Annotated in this window: 13 protein-coding genes and 3 pseudogenes; 9 read left to right on the top strand and 7 right to left on the bottom strand. The window is 57.1% G+C overall.

Translation table 11 applies throughout. The features are described 5' to 3' along the window. Positions 1 to 42 precede the first annotated feature (42 nt). The 3 genes from KI237_RS24290 to KI237_RS24280 all read right to left on the bottom strand — a co-directional run bounded on the left by KI237_RS24290 (position 43) and on the right by KI237_RS24280 (position 3,557). The gene (locus KI237_RS24290) at positions 43 to 930 is read right to left on the bottom strand and encodes a LysR family transcriptional regulator (protein ID WP_212797383.1); all 888 of its coding nucleotides are present in this window, start codon (positions 928 to 930) and stop codon (positions 43 to 45) included. Between the two features lie 553 nt (positions 931 to 1,483). Continuing rightward, a complete protein-coding gene (locus tag KI237_RS24285) occupies positions 1,484 to 2,566 on the bottom strand; it encodes a Rieske 2Fe-2S domain-containing protein (protein ID WP_212797382.1) in 1,083 nt (360 codons plus the stop codon). Positions 2,567 to 2,603: 37 nt separating this feature from the next. Next, the gene (locus tag KI237_RS24280; protein WP_212797381.1) at positions 2,604 to 3,557 is read right to left on the bottom strand and encodes a PDR/VanB family oxidoreductase; all 954 of its coding nucleotides are present in this window, start codon (positions 3,555 to 3,557) and stop codon (positions 2,604 to 2,606) included. 258 nt (positions 3,558 to 3,815) lie between these two features. Here KI237_RS24280 and KI237_RS24275 point away from each other — a divergent pair, with 258 nt between their 5' ends. Then, positions 3,816 to 4,316, top strand: coding sequence for a MarR family winged helix-turn-helix transcriptional regulator (locus KI237_RS24275; RefSeq protein WP_212797380.1), 501 nt, complete (start codon positions 3,816 to 3,818; stop codon positions 4,314 to 4,316). A 101-nt stretch (positions 4,317 to 4,417) separates the two neighbouring features. Here KI237_RS24275 and KI237_RS24270 read toward each other — a convergent pair. Next, a pseudogene (locus KI237_RS24270) lies at positions 4,418 to 4,699 on the bottom strand (formaldehyde dehydrogenase, glutathione-independent); the annotation flags it as partial. On the opposite strand from KI237_RS24270, the pseudogene KI237_RS24265 reads away from it, so the two are divergent. After that, a pseudogene (locus tag KI237_RS24265) lies at positions 4,693 to 4,956 on the top strand (DUF6124 family protein); the annotation flags it as partial. The pseudogenes KI237_RS24270 and KI237_RS24265 overlap by 7 nt on opposite strands. A 175-nt stretch (positions 4,957 to 5,131) precedes the next feature. Here KI237_RS24265 and dapC read toward each other — a convergent pair. From dapC to map, 3 genes are all read right to left on the bottom strand, one after another. Next, complete coding sequence (gene dapC, locus KI237_RS24260; protein ID WP_212797379.1) at positions 5,132 to 6,331, bottom strand: succinyldiaminopimelate transaminase; 1,200 nt, start codon at positions 6,329 to 6,331, stop codon at positions 5,132 to 5,134. Between the two features lie 127 nt (positions 6,332 to 6,458). Next, positions 6,459 to 9,161 (bottom strand): [protein-PII] uridylyltransferase, encoded by a 2,703-nt coding sequence (locus KI237_RS24255; RefSeq protein WP_212797378.1) that lies wholly within the window; start codon positions 9,159 to 9,161, stop codon positions 6,459 to 6,461. A 44-nt stretch (positions 9,162 to 9,205) separates the two neighbouring features. After that, positions 9,206 to 9,988 (bottom strand): type I methionyl aminopeptidase, encoded by a 783-nt coding sequence (gene map / locus KI237_RS24250; RefSeq protein ID WP_212797377.1) that lies wholly within the window; start codon positions 9,986 to 9,988, stop codon positions 9,206 to 9,208. A gap of 432 nt (positions 9,989 to 10,420) precedes the next feature. Between map and rpsB the strand changes: the two genes are divergently transcribed. The 7 genes and pseudogenes from rpsB to ispC all read left to right on the top strand — a co-directional run bounded on the left by rpsB (position 10,421) and on the right by ispC (position 16,485). Next, complete coding sequence (gene rpsB, locus KI237_RS24245) at positions 10,421 to 11,158, top strand: 30S ribosomal protein S2 (RefSeq protein ID WP_003198231.1); 738 nt, start codon at positions 10,421 to 10,423, stop codon at positions 11,156 to 11,158. A 191-nt stretch (positions 11,159 to 11,349) separates the two neighbouring features. After that, complete coding sequence (tsf, locus tag KI237_RS24240; protein ID WP_212797376.1) at positions 11,350 to 12,213, top strand: translation elongation factor Ts; 864 nt, start codon at positions 11,350 to 11,352, stop codon at positions 12,211 to 12,213. A 213-nt stretch (positions 12,214 to 12,426) separates the two neighbouring features. Then, positions 12,427 to 13,170, top strand: a complete 744-nt coding sequence (gene pyrH, locus KI237_RS24235; protein WP_003198235.1) for a UMP kinase — start codon at positions 12,427 to 12,429, stop codon at positions 13,168 to 13,170. Then, entirely contained in the window at positions 13,167 to 13,724 is a 558-nt protein-coding gene (frr, locus tag KI237_RS24230; RefSeq protein WP_212797375.1) for a ribosome recycling factor, read from the top strand. Before pyrH ends, frr begins: the two co-directional genes overlap by 4 nt. Before the next feature lie 13 nt (positions 13,725 to 13,737). After that, complete coding sequence (uppS, locus tag KI237_RS24225; RefSeq protein ID WP_212797374.1) at positions 13,738 to 14,493, top strand: polyprenyl diphosphate synthase; 756 nt, start codon at positions 13,738 to 13,740, stop codon at positions 14,491 to 14,493. Continuing rightward, positions 14,493 to 15,298, top strand: a pseudogene (locus KI237_RS24220) (phosphatidate cytidylyltransferase). Before uppS ends, KI237_RS24220 begins: the two are co-directional and overlap by 1 nt. Continuing rightward, on the top strand, positions 15,295 to 16,485 hold the full coding sequence (ispC, locus tag KI237_RS24215) for a 1-deoxy-D-xylulose-5-phosphate reductoisomerase (protein ID WP_212797373.1): 1,191 nt from the start codon (positions 15,295 to 15,297) through the stop codon (positions 16,483 to 16,485). Before KI237_RS24220 ends, ispC begins: the two are co-directional and overlap by 4 nt. Positions 16,486 to 16,535 lie beyond the last annotated feature (50 nt).

The raw sequence follows: 16,535 nt of genomic DNA, 5'->3' as shown, positions 1-16,535 counted from the left end.
TTCAACGGTCGGCTTGAGATCGATGACATCACGAGAGGTTGATCAAATTTCGAATCCTAAAGCTTTGGAGGCACAGTTTCTCAGAGCCATGATCGATGGCGATCTATTTCCATTAATTGTAGCGAGTGTCATTGTGTTATGAGACGCATCAGTAATGGGTACATACCTAATACCTGGATGGTTATGCGCCTTGCTCATCGAGAGTGGGAAAGTATCAAATGCACCCCCGTACGCTACTGCAGCTAGAGCTTCAGGTATAGAGTTTACGAAAGCGGCAACTCTACTGGGCTCTTGGCGAATGTCGGCTAGGCTCCAATATGAAATTAAGTCTCGGGGAGCCCCTTCAGCCGGTATCGCAAATGGCTTATCCAGGAGATCTGCCACCGTAAGCGATTGACGCTCAGCAAAAGGATGTGTTGAGGGTACAACCGCGACGCGTGACTCTTGAAAGAGCTCGATATACTCCAGTCTTTCGTCGAAGGTTGGCAATCGCATTAGTACTACGTCCACCGCGCCGCCTATCAATGACTGTACCTGGTTACTCATCTTGAGTTCTACAAAAACTAGACGAATATGAGGGTTGAGTTTTTGAAATAGAGCAAAGATCGGGTGTGTGTATTCAGCGGCTTGGTCACCAAAAAAACCTACCCTGACAACCGCTCGCTTATTTTCAGATAGCGCTTTGCATTCTGCGATTGAGTTGTACATATCATCAATGAATATACGAGATTTCTCGATGAAGCGCTCCCCAGCCTCAGTCAGGGCGACTCTACGGTTCGCTCTAATGAAAAGCCTGAACCCTAAATCGCTCTCAAGCTTGGCAATTTGCGCGCTTAAGCCTGACTGGGCCATGTTCTCAAGCTCCGCCGCCTTGCCAAAATGCAAGGTTTCGGCGAGTCGGACGGCAAGGAGAATTTTTTTTGTGTCCATAATCGTTACATCGACAGATAGTGGCTTCTGTCATATTCAAGCAAGATTTGTGCAAATGTTCCGTTGCGGTCTCAACTTTTTTATGGCCTGGGCGGCTGTTTGCTGTGGCGTTGGGATTGCCGACTTAGAGCCTTCCGGGTCTTAACACTGAGGGTGCGAGTCAATCATCGCGGTGATGGGGGCACCTTGATTTCTAGTCAAGGTGCGCACCTGTTACCAAGCTCCACCAATGTTGTGTATTTCCGTACATGGGTTGGTGCGCATGTTTCCATGAGCGCACATTTTTGGAGCGTGGTTATATTTCAGGATACTGGATTTCGCAGCACGTCGATGACGTTGATTCATTGTACGCAGCAGTTTTATCAGACAGAAATCTGAATTTGGAATTCAGAGTCCACTCAGTTGTTGATTTTCTACAAGGTGTATGGGCGGTGGAGCCCATGCCTCCTGCAAAAACAGCAAAGCATGGGTTCGGATTTTCTATAAATTGACTATGGGCTGTCCAGTCTAAACAAGGGGCATAGGCTGCTGGAGGTTTATTGGAAATAAATTTTCAGCTTATGATTTCGTTACGCAGCTTTTCGATAATTTTTCTTGCCCTATTTGCTCCGACGTCTACATGAATGTCTACCATCGGCCCGTTGCCAATTTTAACCATGTTTTTGTACTGGGCTTCGATTACAACTTTGTCTTCGTCGAAGGTCATTATTGTTTGCTCAACTACTTTTTTGAGCGTTTCTTGAGGGGAACTGACCGGATTGGTTGCCATCGTCCAAAAATAATGGCTAGTAGTTTCTGTTTCTGGAGTTACTCCGTGAAACCCTCGCATATGAAACCCGCCGCGATCCGGGTCATCCAGTGAGTCAGTACCAATATCCACAGCGCCTGTCCAAATGCGGAGATGCGTGACGCGGAATTCAATTTCCTGCCACCTGTCTACTCTCCCTTTGAAGGGGTATGCCGCAACATAAGTAGGTGGTGGTTCGGAATCAGGCATATACCTTGTGACACGGACTGAAGAGTCGTCACTTTCGACATTCATTTGTGCGTTCATGTGGATGCTTGCATTGCCACCAATTGTGCGTAAGTGGACATATCCCAAATGACTTAAATCTAGAAGATTGTCATGGATCAGTTGGTACGGCGCGTCGTAGTGGTAGACATCACCTTCGAAAAGATATCTACCATTCGAGTGAACTTCGTATTCAGGTGGCTCGCATGTAGGATTGGCGTTATCAGCATCGCCAAACCAAATCCAGATAATTTGATCTCTTTCTTTCGCGTGAAACGCTGGAACTTTAGCTTTGGTTGGGATTTTTGCTTGGCCTGGTACTTCTATGCAATGGCCTTTATTATCGAACATTAGTCCGTGATATCCACAGCGAACGCCATGCGCCTCAACAGTGCCATGCGATAACGGGAGGGCGCGGTGACAGCAGCGATCTTCCAAAGCCGCTGGCTGACCATCTGCAGTGCGGAATAGAACAATCGGCTTGCCAAGGAGGGTTCTACCAATGGGCTTATCTTTAAGTTCCGATGCAAGCGCTGCAACATACCAAAGATTCAGAGGGAATTTTGATGCCTGTGAAGCCCCTGCTGCATCATATGCGAGTGGCTGAGTTTCTGTTGTACTCATGTCTTTCTCCGGGCTATCAGGATTTTTTATTGTTTGACTACAGATCCAGTACCAGTCGCTTGCTGTGAGCGCGCGAGCAGCAGGGAGTAAAACGATCATTTTTTGAGTGTTCAGCGGCATTCATGTATTGATCGCGGTGATCCGGAGTGCCATCTAAAACCTTAGTAATGCAAGCACCACAGATGCCTTGTTCACAGGAGGTTTCTATTTCCACTCCGTTTTCCAAAAGAATCTCAAGAACGGTTTTGTCTGCTGGAACTTCAAATATTTTCCCAGTTTTATGTAGCTCAATTTCAAACTGACTGTCTCCTTCAATTACCTGGGGCTTAGAGGCAAAATCTTCCTTGTGTATTTGATGGTCTTCCCAGCCCTGGGCCTTGGCTGTATTTTGAATATGAGTCATGAAGCCTGACGGGCCGCAGCAATAAAGCTGGTCACTTTTTGAAGGCGCAGATAGAGTTTTTTCAGCGTTCAATAGTTGATCGGGATGTCCATCGTTGACGTGAATATGCACATGGTCGCGATACGGCGCCTGGTTGAGGGTATTCAGGAAAGCGAGGCGCTCGATGGATCGACCGCAGTAGTGAATTTCGAAGTCCTTACCGGCAGCATTCAACGTATGTGCCATGGCCAGGATCGGTGTGATGCCAATCCCACCTGCAAACAGAAGGTATCTCTCACCTTTGAGATCCAACTCGAATAGATTTCTAGGGCTTCCAATAGAAAGCATTGCTCCTTCGACCACGTCTGTGTGCATACCACGAGACCCTCCTCGTGACTCGGGTTCATGGAGCACGGCTATGACATACCGGTCACGTTCATGCGGAGCGTTGCAAATCGAATATTGGCGTGTGAGGCCAGTTGCTACATGCACATCGATATGCGCACCGGCAGTAAATTCAGGCAGCTGGGCACCGTTGGTTGCGGTTAATTCGAAGCTGCAAACGCCGTCAGCTTCGTTGATTTTTCGAGAAACGCGGACTTCAAGCATGAGCTTAACCCCACCGCATGGTTGCAGTGTTTGATTGCTGGGAGGATGTTGGCTGGGTCTAGCGCTTCTTGGCGCTAAAAGCCTGGGTCAGGAAGAGAGAAAGAAGGCTACAGAGCAAGACATGGCATGGCACCTTTGTTTTTATTGTCATACCGCGAACGCTTACACTGCGAACGCGGAGTCATCACGTGATTCTCATACTAGGCATTTTGGTTGCGGTGTCAACCAATTTGGTCGAAAATCCAGGAACCATTCGTCATGCCAGTTACCCATTTGAACCTCGAACGCTACATACCCGCCTTGCTCACTTTCTTGACCAATAAAATGTCCACTGGTGCGTCACAGTGTTATCGAAAGCATTTTGGGATCGGGATTGTGGAATGGAGGTTGCTGGCTTTACTGGCCGTGGAGCAGCAAATCAGCGCTAACCGAATGGTTCAGGTCATCGGCCTAGACAAGAGTGCTGTCAGTCGAGCTCTCCAGCTGCTTGAGCGTGAGCGACTCATCACAATTGATACAGATCTGAAGGATGCGCGGAGGTACACCGTGTCTTTGACGGTGTCGGGGCAGGAGCTCCATAACCGGGTGCTTGTCGTTGCCTTGGAGAGAGAGCGGTTGCTCTTGGCCGGCCTCAGCGGGGAGGAGGTAGAGTTACTTATCGGCTGTTTGAACAAAATGAGCGCGCAGTTGGATGCGGTTAATGCTGTTGATCCGAACGCCTTACTGTTTACTTCGGGTTACGAAGTCGCGGAGTCGTAACTCTTCTTAGTCATATCAAGAATGGGGCTGAAGGCGCTGGTTGTTTCAGCGGCCTGTTGGCAAAAGCACGGCCCTCCAACAGGGCTGCGCTTACGACTGATCTAGGCTTGGCGGAACATATTGTGAGGGGCAATGACGAATTTTTTCGGCACTCCTGCGTCGAACTCGCCGTACCCTTTAGGTGCTTCGTCCAATGTGATCACTTCTACCCCAACGATGTCAGCGATGTTCAGGCGATCCCACATGATCGCTTGCGCGAGCTGAAGGTTATACGTCATTGCCGGCGTTTGCCCAGTGTGGAAGCTGTGGGATTTAACCCCGCCTAGGTCGAAGCGAATGTTTAGCGAACCGTGTCCAGCAGCACTATCCGTAGCGCCTGGATCATTACCTCAAGCCTGACGACAGCGAGTCGGAACCCAAGCCCTCGGTGCAGTTGTTCACCGTTGTAGACAATGTCGATACCGAAAGCCTGCTAGCCAACCTCAGTGAAACCCTGGCCTCGGCCAATGCGATGCTCAGCGACCTGGCGTTTGGCCTGGACGGCTCGCGGCGGCATGTGGCGTTGGGGGTGGTGCAGATGATTGAGTTGGGGGCGTTGTTGGCGAACAAGGCTTTGGATCGGGTAGAGCTTCGGACTTGATGCAATAAGTGCTGGCCCCATCGCGAGCAAGCTCGCTCCCACAGGCGATTGGTGTCGATCACGCGTTCTGCGAACAACACCAAACCACTGTGGGAGCGAGCTTGCTCGCGATAAATCGATTGGCAAAACACAAAAATACCAGTGAAGCACTGAACCTGTGGCCCCCATACAGCCATCAACCCTGGCGCTGGATGAACGCCCGGATCCGCTCGGCCGCTTCCACGCATTCGGCCAGTGGCGCGACGAGGGCCATGCGCACGCGGCCGGCGCCTGGGTTGACGCCGTCCACGTCGCGGGACAGGTAGGAGCCTGGCACCACGGTCACGTGTTCCTGTTCGAACAGGTCACGGCAGAACGCTGCATCATCGCCGCCCACATTTGGCCATAGGTAGAAGCTGCCATCGGGTCGCTGTACATCCATCACCGGCGCGAGGATATCCAGGACCGCGTTGAATTTCTCCAGGTACAGCGCTCGGTTGGCCCGCACGTGTTCTTCGTCGTTCCACGCCGCGATGCTCGCCAGTTGGGTCTGAACCGGCATCGCGCAGCCGTGGTAGGTGCGGTACAGCAAAAAGCCCTTGAGGATGTCCGCATCGCCAGCCACGAAACCGGAGCGCAGGCCTGGCAGGTTGGAGCGTTTGGACAGGCTGTGGAACACCACGCAGCGTTTGAAATCCTTGCGGCCGAGTTCGACGCAGGCGCTGAGCAGGCCTGGCGGCGGGGTTTGTTCGTCGAAGTACAGTTCGCTGTAGCACTCGTCGGCAGCGATGACGAAGTCGTGTTCGTCGGCCAGGGCGATGAGTTTTTTCAGTACATCCACTGGAATCAACGCGCCGGTCGGGTTGCCAGGCGAGCACAGGAACAGGATCTGGCAGCGTTTCCAGATGTCTGGCGAGACCGCATCGAAATCCGGGTTGAAGCCGTTCGCGTCCAGGCACGGCAGGTAGTGCGGTTTGGCCCCGGCCAGGAACGCCGCGCCTTCGTAGATCTGATAGAACGGGTTGGGGCTGACCACCAGGGCGTCGTCGCCACGGTTGACCACGGTCTGGGTGAAGGCGAACAGTGCTTCACGGGTGCCGTTGACCGGCAGCACGTGGCGCGCCGGGTCGAGCCAGCCGTTTGGCACGGCAAAGCGGCGCTCGCACCAGCCAGTGATGGCCTCGCGCAACTCCGGGATGCCGAGGGTGGTCGGGTACACCGCCATCTTTTCCAGGTTGCTGGCCAGGGCCTCGGCGACAAAGCTTGGCGAGCGGTGCTTGGGTTCGCCGATGGACAGGGCAATCGGCCGCTTGTCCGGGTTGGGCGTGACGCTACCGAGCAAGGCGCGGAGCTTTTCGAACGGGTAGGGCTGCAACTGGTTCAGAGCGTTGTTCATCGGGGGCCTCGTTCAATAGGGTTTGTGGGAGCGAACTTGCTCGCGATAGCGGTGGGTCAGGCAACCTCACTATTGAATGTTGCGCCGCTATCGCGAGCAAGCTCGCTCCCACAGGGGATTCGGTGATTCAGATGCTAATGCGTGTCGGGTGAGCATCAGGTTCCTGGTTGACGCTCAAGTGCCGGACCATCTCTTCCTGCAAGCGGCTGCACAGCTGCGGATCGGACAACGGCTGGTTGTTGGCGTCGGTAATGAAGAATACGTCTTCGACCCGCTCGCCGAGGGTGGCGATCTTGGCGTTTTGCAGCGACAGGTCGAACTCCAGGAAAATATGACCGACCCGCGCCAACAGGCCGGGACGATCCGGCGCGCTGAGCTCCAGCACCGTGACCTGGCGCTGGGCGTCGTTGTGGATCGTTACCTGGGGCGCGAAGGCGAAATGCTTGAGCTGGCGCGGCACCCGGCGCTGGATGATGGTCGGGTAGTCCGCCGGGTTGCGCAGGGCTTCGGTCAGGCCGTCGCGAATCTGCTTGACCCGTGCCGGGTTGTCGCCAATCGAGTCGCCGTCGGTGTCGAGCACGATGTAGGTGTCGAGGGTGAACTGGCTGCTGGAGGTGATGACCCGGGCGTCATGGATGTTCAGGTTGAGCTGGTCCATCGCCGCCACGGTCACGGCGAAGAAATCGTGCTGGTCGGGGGCGTAGATAAAGATCTGCGTGCCACCTTCGAACTCGCGCTGGGTGGTTTCCTTGATCAGCACCAGCGGTCCGCCATCGGCCGGTTGCTGCAGGATCGCGTCGCTGTGCCAGGCTACGTCGCCGGCGGTGTGGCGCAGGAAATAGTCATCGCCCAATTGCGACCAGAGCTGCTCGACGTCGTCCGGATCGGTGCCTCCGCGCACCAGGATATCCAGGGCTGCGCTTTGGGTGCGACGGATCTGCTCTTCGCGGTCCACCGGGTTTTCCAGGCCGCGACGCAAGGCGCGCTTGGTCTCGGTGTAGAGCTGGCGCAACAGGCTGGCGCGCCAGGAATTCCACAGGCTCGGGTTGGTGGCGTTGATGTCGGCCACGGTCAGCACGTAGAGGTAGTCCAGGCGGGTTTCATCGCCGACGATCTGGGCGAAGTCGTGGATCACCTGCGGGTCGGACAAGTCCTTGCGTTGGGCGGTGGTCGACATCACCAGGTGGTTCTGCACCAGCCAGACGATCAGCCGGCTATCCCACAGGGGCAGTTGATGGCGCTGACAGAACGCCTCGGCATCCACCGCACCAATCTCGGAGTGATCGCCTTGGCGGCCCTTGCCTATGTCGTGGTACAGCCCTGCCATGTAGATCAATTCGGGCTTGGGCAACTTGGCCATGAGCTTGCTGGCCAGCGGGAATTTCTCCGACACCTGCGTGTACTGGAGCTTACGCAGGTGCTTGATCAGGTTCAGGGTGTGGGCATCGACCGTATAGATGTGGAAGAGGTCGTGTTGCATTTGCCCGACGATGAAACCGAACTCCGGCAGATAGCGCCCGAGGATCCCATAGCGATTCATGCGCCGCAGGTTGCGGTGAACGCCGATCCGGCATTTGAACAGCTCGATGAACAGGCTGGTGTTGCGGATGTCGTGGCGGAAATCCTCATCGATCAGATGGCGGTTTTCCCGCAGCAGGCGAATGGTATCGGCACGCACCCCCTTGATTTCCGGCTGCTGGGCCATCAGCACGAAGATTTCGAGCATGGCGAACGGCGTGCGGCGGAACACATAGTCGTGACGCGCTTCGATGTAGCCGTCGTGCAGTTGAAAGCGGGAGTTGATCGGCTGCGGCGGTTCTTCGTCCTCGGGGGCGAGGATGACCTCCTCGAAGTGCTGGATGATCAGTTCGCTGAGCTGGGCAATGCTCATCACCACGCGGTAGTACTGCTGCATGAAGTTTTCGATGGATTGCTTGGCATCCTGCCCTTCGAAGCCCAACAGGCTGGCGATGGAGCGCTGGTGGTCGAACAGCAGGCGGTCCTCGGAGCGCCCGGCCAGCATGTGCAGGGCGTAGCGGACCTTCCATAGAAATTCCTGGGACGAGGCCAGCAAGGCGTTTTCGCTTTCCACCAGGAAACCTTCACCGGCCAGGGCGCGCAGGTTCAGCGTGCCGTACTGGCGTCGGGCGACCCACAGGATCGTCTGGATGTCCCGCAGCCCGCCGGGCGAGCCCTTGACGTTGGGCTCCAGGTTGTATTCGGTGTCGTTGTACTTGTGGTGGCGGGCCTTTTGCTCAGCGCGCTTGGCCAGGAAAAAGTCCTTGCTGGGCCACATGTGCGCCGTGCTGGTGACATCGAGCATGCGCTGGCGCAGGTGCTCGGGGCCGGCGATGGTGCGGCTTTCCATCAGGTTGGTGATCACCGTCAGGTCGGCGCGGGCCTCGTCGACGCATTCCTGCACCGAACGCACACTCTGGCCGACCTCCAGGCCGATGTCCCACAGCAGCGTCAGGAAGCGCTCGATGGAGTCACGGAAAACTTCATGATCGGCGCTGTCGAGCAGGATCAGCAGATCGATGTCGGAGTAGGGGTGCAGTTCGCCGCGCCCGTAGCCACCGACCGCCACCAGGGCGATGTCGGCATCCTCGCTCCAGTTGAACTGCTCCCAGGCCTTTTGCAGGATGTTATCGACGAACCAGGCGCGGTCCTCGATCAGCCGCCGAATGTCCCGGCCATTGCGAAAGCGCTGGTCGAGCACTTCGTGGGCCTGGCGAATCGCCTTCTTGAACGCCGAGATGGGGCTTGCCTTCAGGGCCAGTTCAGCCTGGAACTGGCCGCGGTCGAAGAGTTCGGGATCCACCTGCGGCATTTAATGGCTTTCCTTTCTATCTATATCTATAGGCTGGGTTCGGATCAGGCGGAAACGCGAGCAATGGTGTCATCGCCGCGCAGGGTGAAGATCTCGTATCCGGTCTCGGTGACCAGCAAGGTGTGTTCCCACTGGGCCGACAGCTTGCGATCCTTGGTGATGGCCGTCCAGCCGTCGCCCAGCACCTTGGTGTCGGCGCGACCCTGGTTGATCATCGGCTCGATGGTGAAGGTCATGCCCGCCTGCAGTTCCATGCCAGTGCCGGCACGGCCGTAGTGCAGGATTTGCGGTTCCTCGTGGAACACCTTGCCGATGCCATGGCCGCAGAACTCGCGTACCACCGAGAAGCCGTTTTTCTGCGCGTGCTTCTGGATCACTTCGCCGATGTCGCCCAGGCGGCAGCCCGGTTTCACCAGTTCGATGGCCATGTACATGCATTCCTGGGTGACCTTCGACAGGCGCTCGGCCCACTCCGGCACGTTGCCGACATGGAACATGCGGCTGGTGTCGCCGTGAAAACCGTCCTTGATGACGGTGACGTCGATGTTCAGGGTGTCGCCATCCTTCAACGGTTTTTCGTTGGGGATGCCGTGGCAGACCACGTGGTTGATCGAGGTGCAGATCGACTTCGGGAAGCCTTTGTAGTTGAGCGGGGCCGGGATGGCTTTCTGCTCGTTGACGATGTAGTCATGGCAGATGCGGTCCAGCTCTTCGGTGGTCACGCCTGGCTTGACGTAGTCGGCGATCATCTCCAGCACATCGGCGGCGAGTTTGCCGGCGACACGCATTTTTGCGATGTCCTCGGGAGTCTTGAGGGTAACGGTCATACAGGCTCTCTTTGCGCCTGACGGCGCTGTTCAAAACGAAATGGGCGGCGGATGATGATTCACGTGGCCCTGAAAGAGGCGATTCTAACAGACGATCAGCGCAAAGAACTCTCCCGCTGGAACTCTGTGGCGTGGGCGCGCGAGTGGGAGCAAAGCTTGCTCGCGATCCAGGCGACTCGATTTCTAAAGGACCGCATCGCCTTTATCGCGGGCAAGCCTTGCTCCCACAATCCCCTCGCCACAGGGATTTCAGAATCCGTGTTCCGTTTTCGCCCTTGCTGTGGTATAAAATGCGCCGCTTTCCGGGGATGACCCCGCAAGCTTAAATCCACACACGTGTCGACACGATGACCTGGGTGCCTTTGGCTCATATAGCCGCTGGTTGGTCATTGGGATACGTGGAGGCCAAACCCGACTTATCAAGGAACTATCATGTCCCAAGTCAACATGCGCGATATGCTGAAGGCCGGTGTGCACTTCGGTCACCAGACCCGTTACTGGAACCCGAAAATGGGCAAGTACATTTTCGGCGCGCGTAACAAGATCCACATCATCAACCTTGAAAAAACCCTGCCGATGTTCAACGAAGCACTGACCTTCGTAGAGCGCCTGGCCCAGGGCAAAAACAAGATTCTGTTCGTCGGCACCAAGCGTTCCGCTGGCAAGATCGTTGCTGAAGAAGCAGCACGTTGCGGTTCGCCGTACGTCGATCACCGCTGGTTGGGCGGCATGCTGACCAACTTCAAGACCATTCGCGCTTCCATCAAGCGTCTGCGTGACCTTGAAGTCCAGTCCGAAGACGGTACTTTCGCCAAGCTGACCAAGAAAGAAGCGCTGATGCGCACTCGCGATCTTGAGAAGCTGGACCGCTCCCTGGGCGGTATCAAGGACATGGGCGGTCTGCCTGACGCACTGTTCGTGATCGACGTTGACCACGAGCGCATCGCGATCACCGAAGCCAACAAGCTGGGTATCCCGGTCATCGGCGTTGTCGACACCAACAGCAGCCCGGAAGGCGTTGACTACATCATCCCAGGCAACGATGACGCCATCCGCGCCATCCAGCTGTACATGGGTTCGATGGCTGACGCTGTGATCCGTGGTCGCAACAACGTAAATGGCGGCACCGAAGTCTTCGCTGAAGAAGCTCCGGCAGCAGCCGCTGAGTAATTGACGCCCTGGCGTTGACTCAGTAAGCAAAAAGGGGGCTTGGCCCCCTTTTTGCCACCTCGAAAACCACTTGTCGGCAGCGCAGCTACAGCATCTGTAACGTGCAGCGGCTAACAAGGGTGGTTCGGGAAGAATTGATCGCCCGTTCGATCGGGTGGAATGGTTGAAAACCTATCCAAGAGGATTTTGAAATGGCAGAGATTACTGCAGCGTTGGTCAAAGAACTGCGCGAGCGTACCGGCGAAGGCATGATGGACTGCAAGAAAGCCTTGACCAAGGCTGGCGGCGACATCGAGAAAGCCATTGATGACATGCGTGCTTCGGGCGCCATCAAGGCTGCCAAGAAAGCTGGCAACATTGCCGCTGAAGGCGCGATCGGCATCAAGGAAGACGGTAAGGCTGCCGTTATCATTGAAGTCAACTCGCAGACTGACTTCCTGGCTCTGCAAGACGACTTCAAGGCATTCGTTGCTGCCAGCGTAGAAAAAGCATTCGCTGACAAACTGACCGACGCAGCTCCGCTGATCGCCGCTCAGGAATCGGTGCGTGAAGCACTGGTTGCCAAAGTAGGCGAAAACGTCAACATTCGTCGCCTGGTTCGCGTTGAAGGCGACGTTGTCGGTTCTTACCTGCACGGCAACAAGATCGGCGTTGTTGTAGCCCTCAAAGGCGGCAACGTGGAACTGGCCAAGGACATCGCGATGCACGTCGCTGCCAGCAACCCTGAGTTCCTGCTGCCTTCGGAAGTTTCCGCTGACGCCATCGAGCGCGAAAAAGCTGTGTTCATGCAGCTCAACGAAGACAAGATCAAAGGCAAGCCAGCCGAAATCGTTGAAAAAATGGTTGCCGGTCGTATCACCAAGTTCCTGGCTGAAGCCAGCCTGGTTGAGCAGGCGTTCGTCAAGAACCCTGAAATCAAGGTCGGTGAACTGGCCAAGAAGGGCGGCGCTGAAATCGTTTCCTTCACCTACTTCAAAGTGGGCGAAGGCATCGAGAAGCCAGTAGACAACTTCGCTGAAGAAGTTGCTGCTCAGCTGGCTGCCAGCAAGCAATAAGACGGTTTTTATAACTGTCGCCCTGAAGAGGCTGCCCGCTTAACGCGCGCAGCCTCTTTTTGGATGGGGATGCCGATTTTTATTGGTTTCCTGTCGGAACTGGCTTACAAAGCCGTGTTCCGATGGCGCTGTGTCAGCGCCACGCTAGAGTGAACGCAGGCTGTAAACAGCTTGCAAAGAATTTTCGAAAATACGCCGCAGGAGAGATTCGCAATGGCTCAGCAGGGCAGTGGTTATCAGGCTCGCTATAAACGCATTCTACTCAAGCTTAGCGGCGAGGCCCTGATGGGCTCGGAAGAGTTCGGGATCGATCCGAAAGTGCTGGATCGCATGGCCCTGGAAGTCGGCCAGTTGGTCGGGATCGGCGTTCAGGTCGGCCTGGTCATCGGCGGCGGCAACCTGTTCCGCGGCGCGGCGCTGAGCGCGGCCGGCATGGATCGGGTTACGGGCGACCACATGGGCATGCTGGCCACTGTGATGAACGCCCTGGCTATGCGTGACGCGCTGGAGCGTGCCAATATCTCGGCCATCGTAATGTCGGCCATTTCCATGGTTGGCGTGACCGATCACTACGACCGCCGCAAAGCCATGCGCCACCTCAACTCCAAAGAAGTGGTGATTTTTGCCGCCGGCACCGGTAATCCGTTCTTCACCACGGATTCGGCCGCCTGCCTGCGAGCGATCGAGATCGATGCCGATGTCGTGCTCAAGGCAACCAAGGTCGATGGCGTCTATACCGCTGACCCATTCAAGGACCCGCATGCCGAGAAGTTCGATCATCTGACCTACGATGAAGTGCTGGATCGCAAGCTGGGTGTAATGGATCTGACGGCTATCTGCCTGTGCCGCGACCACAAGATGCCGCTGCGCGTCTTTAACATGAACAAGCCCGGCGCCTTGCTGAATATCGTCCATGGCGGCGCCGAAGGAACACTGATCGAGGAAGTACAACAATGATCAACGAAATCAAGAAAGACGCTGAACAGCGCATGCAGAAATCCCTGGAGTCCCTGGCGCACAACTTCGGTCGCATCCGCACCGGCCAGGCGCACCCGAGCATCCTGGAAGGCGTGATGGTGCCGTACTACGGCTCCGACACCCCGATCAAGCAAGTGGCCAACATCACCGTCAAGGACGCTCGCACCCTGCAGGTCGTGGCCTTTGAGCGCAACATGCTGGGCGCAGTCGACAAGGCCATCGGCAGTGCCGGCCTGAACCTGAACCCGACCAACCTGGGTGAGCTGCTGCTGATCTCCATGCCGGCCCTGACCGAGGAGACCCGCAAGGGCTTCACCAAGCAGGCCCGTGATGTGGCTGAAGACGCCCGTGTTGCCGTGCGCAACATCCGTCGTGATGCCAACAGCCAGCTCAAGGACCTGGTCAAGGAAAAGGAAATCAGCGAAGACGAAGAGCGTCGTGCCACTGGCGATATCGACGACCTGACCAAGAAGTACGTGGCTAAGATCGACGCGGATTTGGCGCAGAAAGAAAAAGACCTGATGGCCGTATAAGGGTCTCGTTTTCATGGAAAAGACCAAGCAGGCCGTGCCGTTCGCGGTGCCGCGCCACGTGGCGATCATCATGGACGGCAACAACCGCTGGGCCAAGAAACGCTTTATGCCCGGCGTCGCCGGGCACAAGGCGGGGGTCGACGCGGTTCGTGCGGTTATCGAGGTGTGCGCCGAGGCAGGGGTCGAGGTGTTGACCCTGTTCGCCTTCTCCAGTGAGAACTGGCAGCGTCCGGCCGATGAAGTCAGTGCCTTGATGGACCTGTTCCTCAAGGCCCTGCGTCGTGAGGCCAAGCGCCTCAACGATAACAAGATCAGCTTGCGGATCATCGGTGATCGCTCGCGCTTCCATCCGGAATTGCAGGCTGCGATGCGCGAAGCCGAGTCCGCGACGGCGGGTCCTGATCGGTTTGTCCTGCAGATCGCCGCCAACTATGGTGGTCAGTGGGACATTGCCCAGGCGGCCCAGCGGCTGGCGCGGGAAGTCCAGGCCGGGCACTTGCGCCCGGAAGACATCACCCCGGAACTGTTGCAGACCTGCCTGGCGACCGGCGACCTGCCGTTGCCAGACCTGTGCATCCGTACCGGTGGCGAACATCGCATCAGCAACTTCCTGCTCTGGCAATTGGCGTATGCCGAGTTGTACTTCTCCGACCTGTTCTGGCCGGACTTCAAACACGAAGCCATGCGTACCGCACTGGCCGATTTCGCTTCCCGTCAGCGTCGCTTCGGTAAAACGAGCGAGCAGATCGAAGCTGGAGCCCGGGTTTAATGCTTAAACAACGAATCATCACTGCCTTGATCCTGTTGCCCATCGCCCTGGGCGGTTTCTTCCTGCTCGAAGGCGCCAGTTTTGCGCTGTTCATCGGGTTTGTCGTGACCTTGGGCGCGTGGGAATGGGCGCGGCTGGCGGGTTTTCCTGCACAGTCGGCACGCGTGGCCTACGCAGCGGCCGTGGCGGCCATGCTGTTCATCATGTACGTGGTGCCTGGCCTCGCGCCTTGGGTGCTGGGCGCGGCGGTACTGTGGTGGGCGACAGCGACCTTCCTGGTCCTGACCTATCCGCAGACGACCCATCATTGGGCCAATGCGGCGACCAAGCTGATGATCGGCCTGCTGATCCTGCTGCCGGCCTGGCAAGGGCTTATCTGGATCAAGCAAGGCCCGCTGGGCAACTGGCAGATCATGGTCGTAATGGTGCTGGTCTGGGGGCCGATGTCGGCGCCTACTTTTCCGGTAAGGCCTTCGGCAAGCGCAAGCTGGCGCCGAAGGTCAGCCCTGGCAAGAGCTGGGAAGGGGTCTATGGTGGCCTGGCCCTGAGCCTGGTGATCACGACCGTGGTCGGCTTCGTGCGGGACTGGACTGTCGCACAGTTGCTGATGGGCCTTATTGGTGCCGCCCTGATCGTATTTGTGTCCGTGGTTGGCGACCTGACCGAAAGCATGTTCAAGCGTCAATCGGGGATCAAGGACAGCAGTAACCTGTTGCCCGGCCACGGTGGCGTGCTGGATCGCATCGACAGCCTTACCGCCGCGATCCCGATCTTTGCCGTGCTGTTGTGGATGGCGGCATCGTGAATCGCCCCCAGCAGATCACGGTTCTTGGTGCGACCGGTTCGATCGGCCTGAGTACGCTTGACGTCATTGGTCGGCATCCGGAGCGTTACCAGGTGTTCGCCCTCAGTGGCTTCACGCGCATGAGTGAACTGCTGGCCTTGTGCATACGCCACACGCCGCGGTTTGCTGTGGTGCCTGAAGCCGCTGTGGCGCGGGCGCTGCAGGACGATCTGCGCGCCGCTGGCTTGCAAACCCGCGTGCTGGTGGGAGAGGAGGGCCTTTGCCAAGTGGCATCCGACCCCGAAGTCGATGCCGTGATGGCGGCCATTGTGGGTGCGGCGGGTTTGCGTCCGACGCTGGCGGCGGTGGAGGCCGGCAAGAAGATCTTGCTGGCCAACAAAGAGGCGCTGGTGATGTCCGGCGCACTGTTCATGCAGGCTGTGCGTAAGAGCGGTTCGGTATTGCTGCCCATCGACAGCGAGCACAATGCGATTTTTCAATGCATGCCGCAGGATTTTTCCCGTGGCCTCGGCGCGGTGGGTGTCCGGCGGATTTTGTTGACAGCCTCCGGTGGTCCGTTCCGGCAGACACCGCTGGAAGAATTGATGCATGTTTCACCCGAGCAGGCCTGTGCGCACCCGAACTGGTCCATGGGGCGCAAGATTTCCGTGGATTCGGCCAGCATGATGAACAAGGGGCTGGAGCTGATCGAGGCCTGCTGGCTGTTCGATGCCAAGCCGTCCCAGGTCGAGGTGGTGATTCATCCCCAGAGCGTGATTCACTCCCTGGTGGACTATGTCGACGGTTCGGTGCTGGCCCAGTTGGGCAATCCGGACATGCGTACCCCGATCGCCAATGCCCTGGCCTGGCCGGAGCGCATCGATTCGGGGGTTGCGCCGCTGGACCTGTTCGCCATCGCTCGCCTGGACTTCCAGGCGCCCGATGAGCAGCGTTTTCCCTGCCTGCGCCTGGCGCGCCAGGCGGCCGAGGCGGGTAACAGTGCGCCGGCCATGCTTAACGCCGCCAATGAAGTGGCGGTTGCAGCGTTTCTCGATGGACGTGTCCGTTACCTCGAGATCGCGAGTATCATCGAGGAAGTCTTGAATCTCGAGGCCGTGGTTTCGGTCGATGACCTCGCTACGGTGTTTACGGCCGATGCCAGGGCTCGTGAGTTGGCGGGCCAATGGCTGCGGCGCCACGGGCGTTGAAGCTGCGATACGTTAGCCAGGGTCGCCCTGGACAGGATTGCGGAGAAAAC

Origin of the sequence: Pseudomonas sp. St316 (genome assembly GCF_018325905.1) — a bacterium.
Taxonomy (GTDB): Bacteria; Pseudomonadota; Gammaproteobacteria; order Pseudomonadales; family Pseudomonadaceae; genus Aquipseudomonas.
This window is presented reverse-complemented; position numbering and strand designations above follow the sequence as displayed.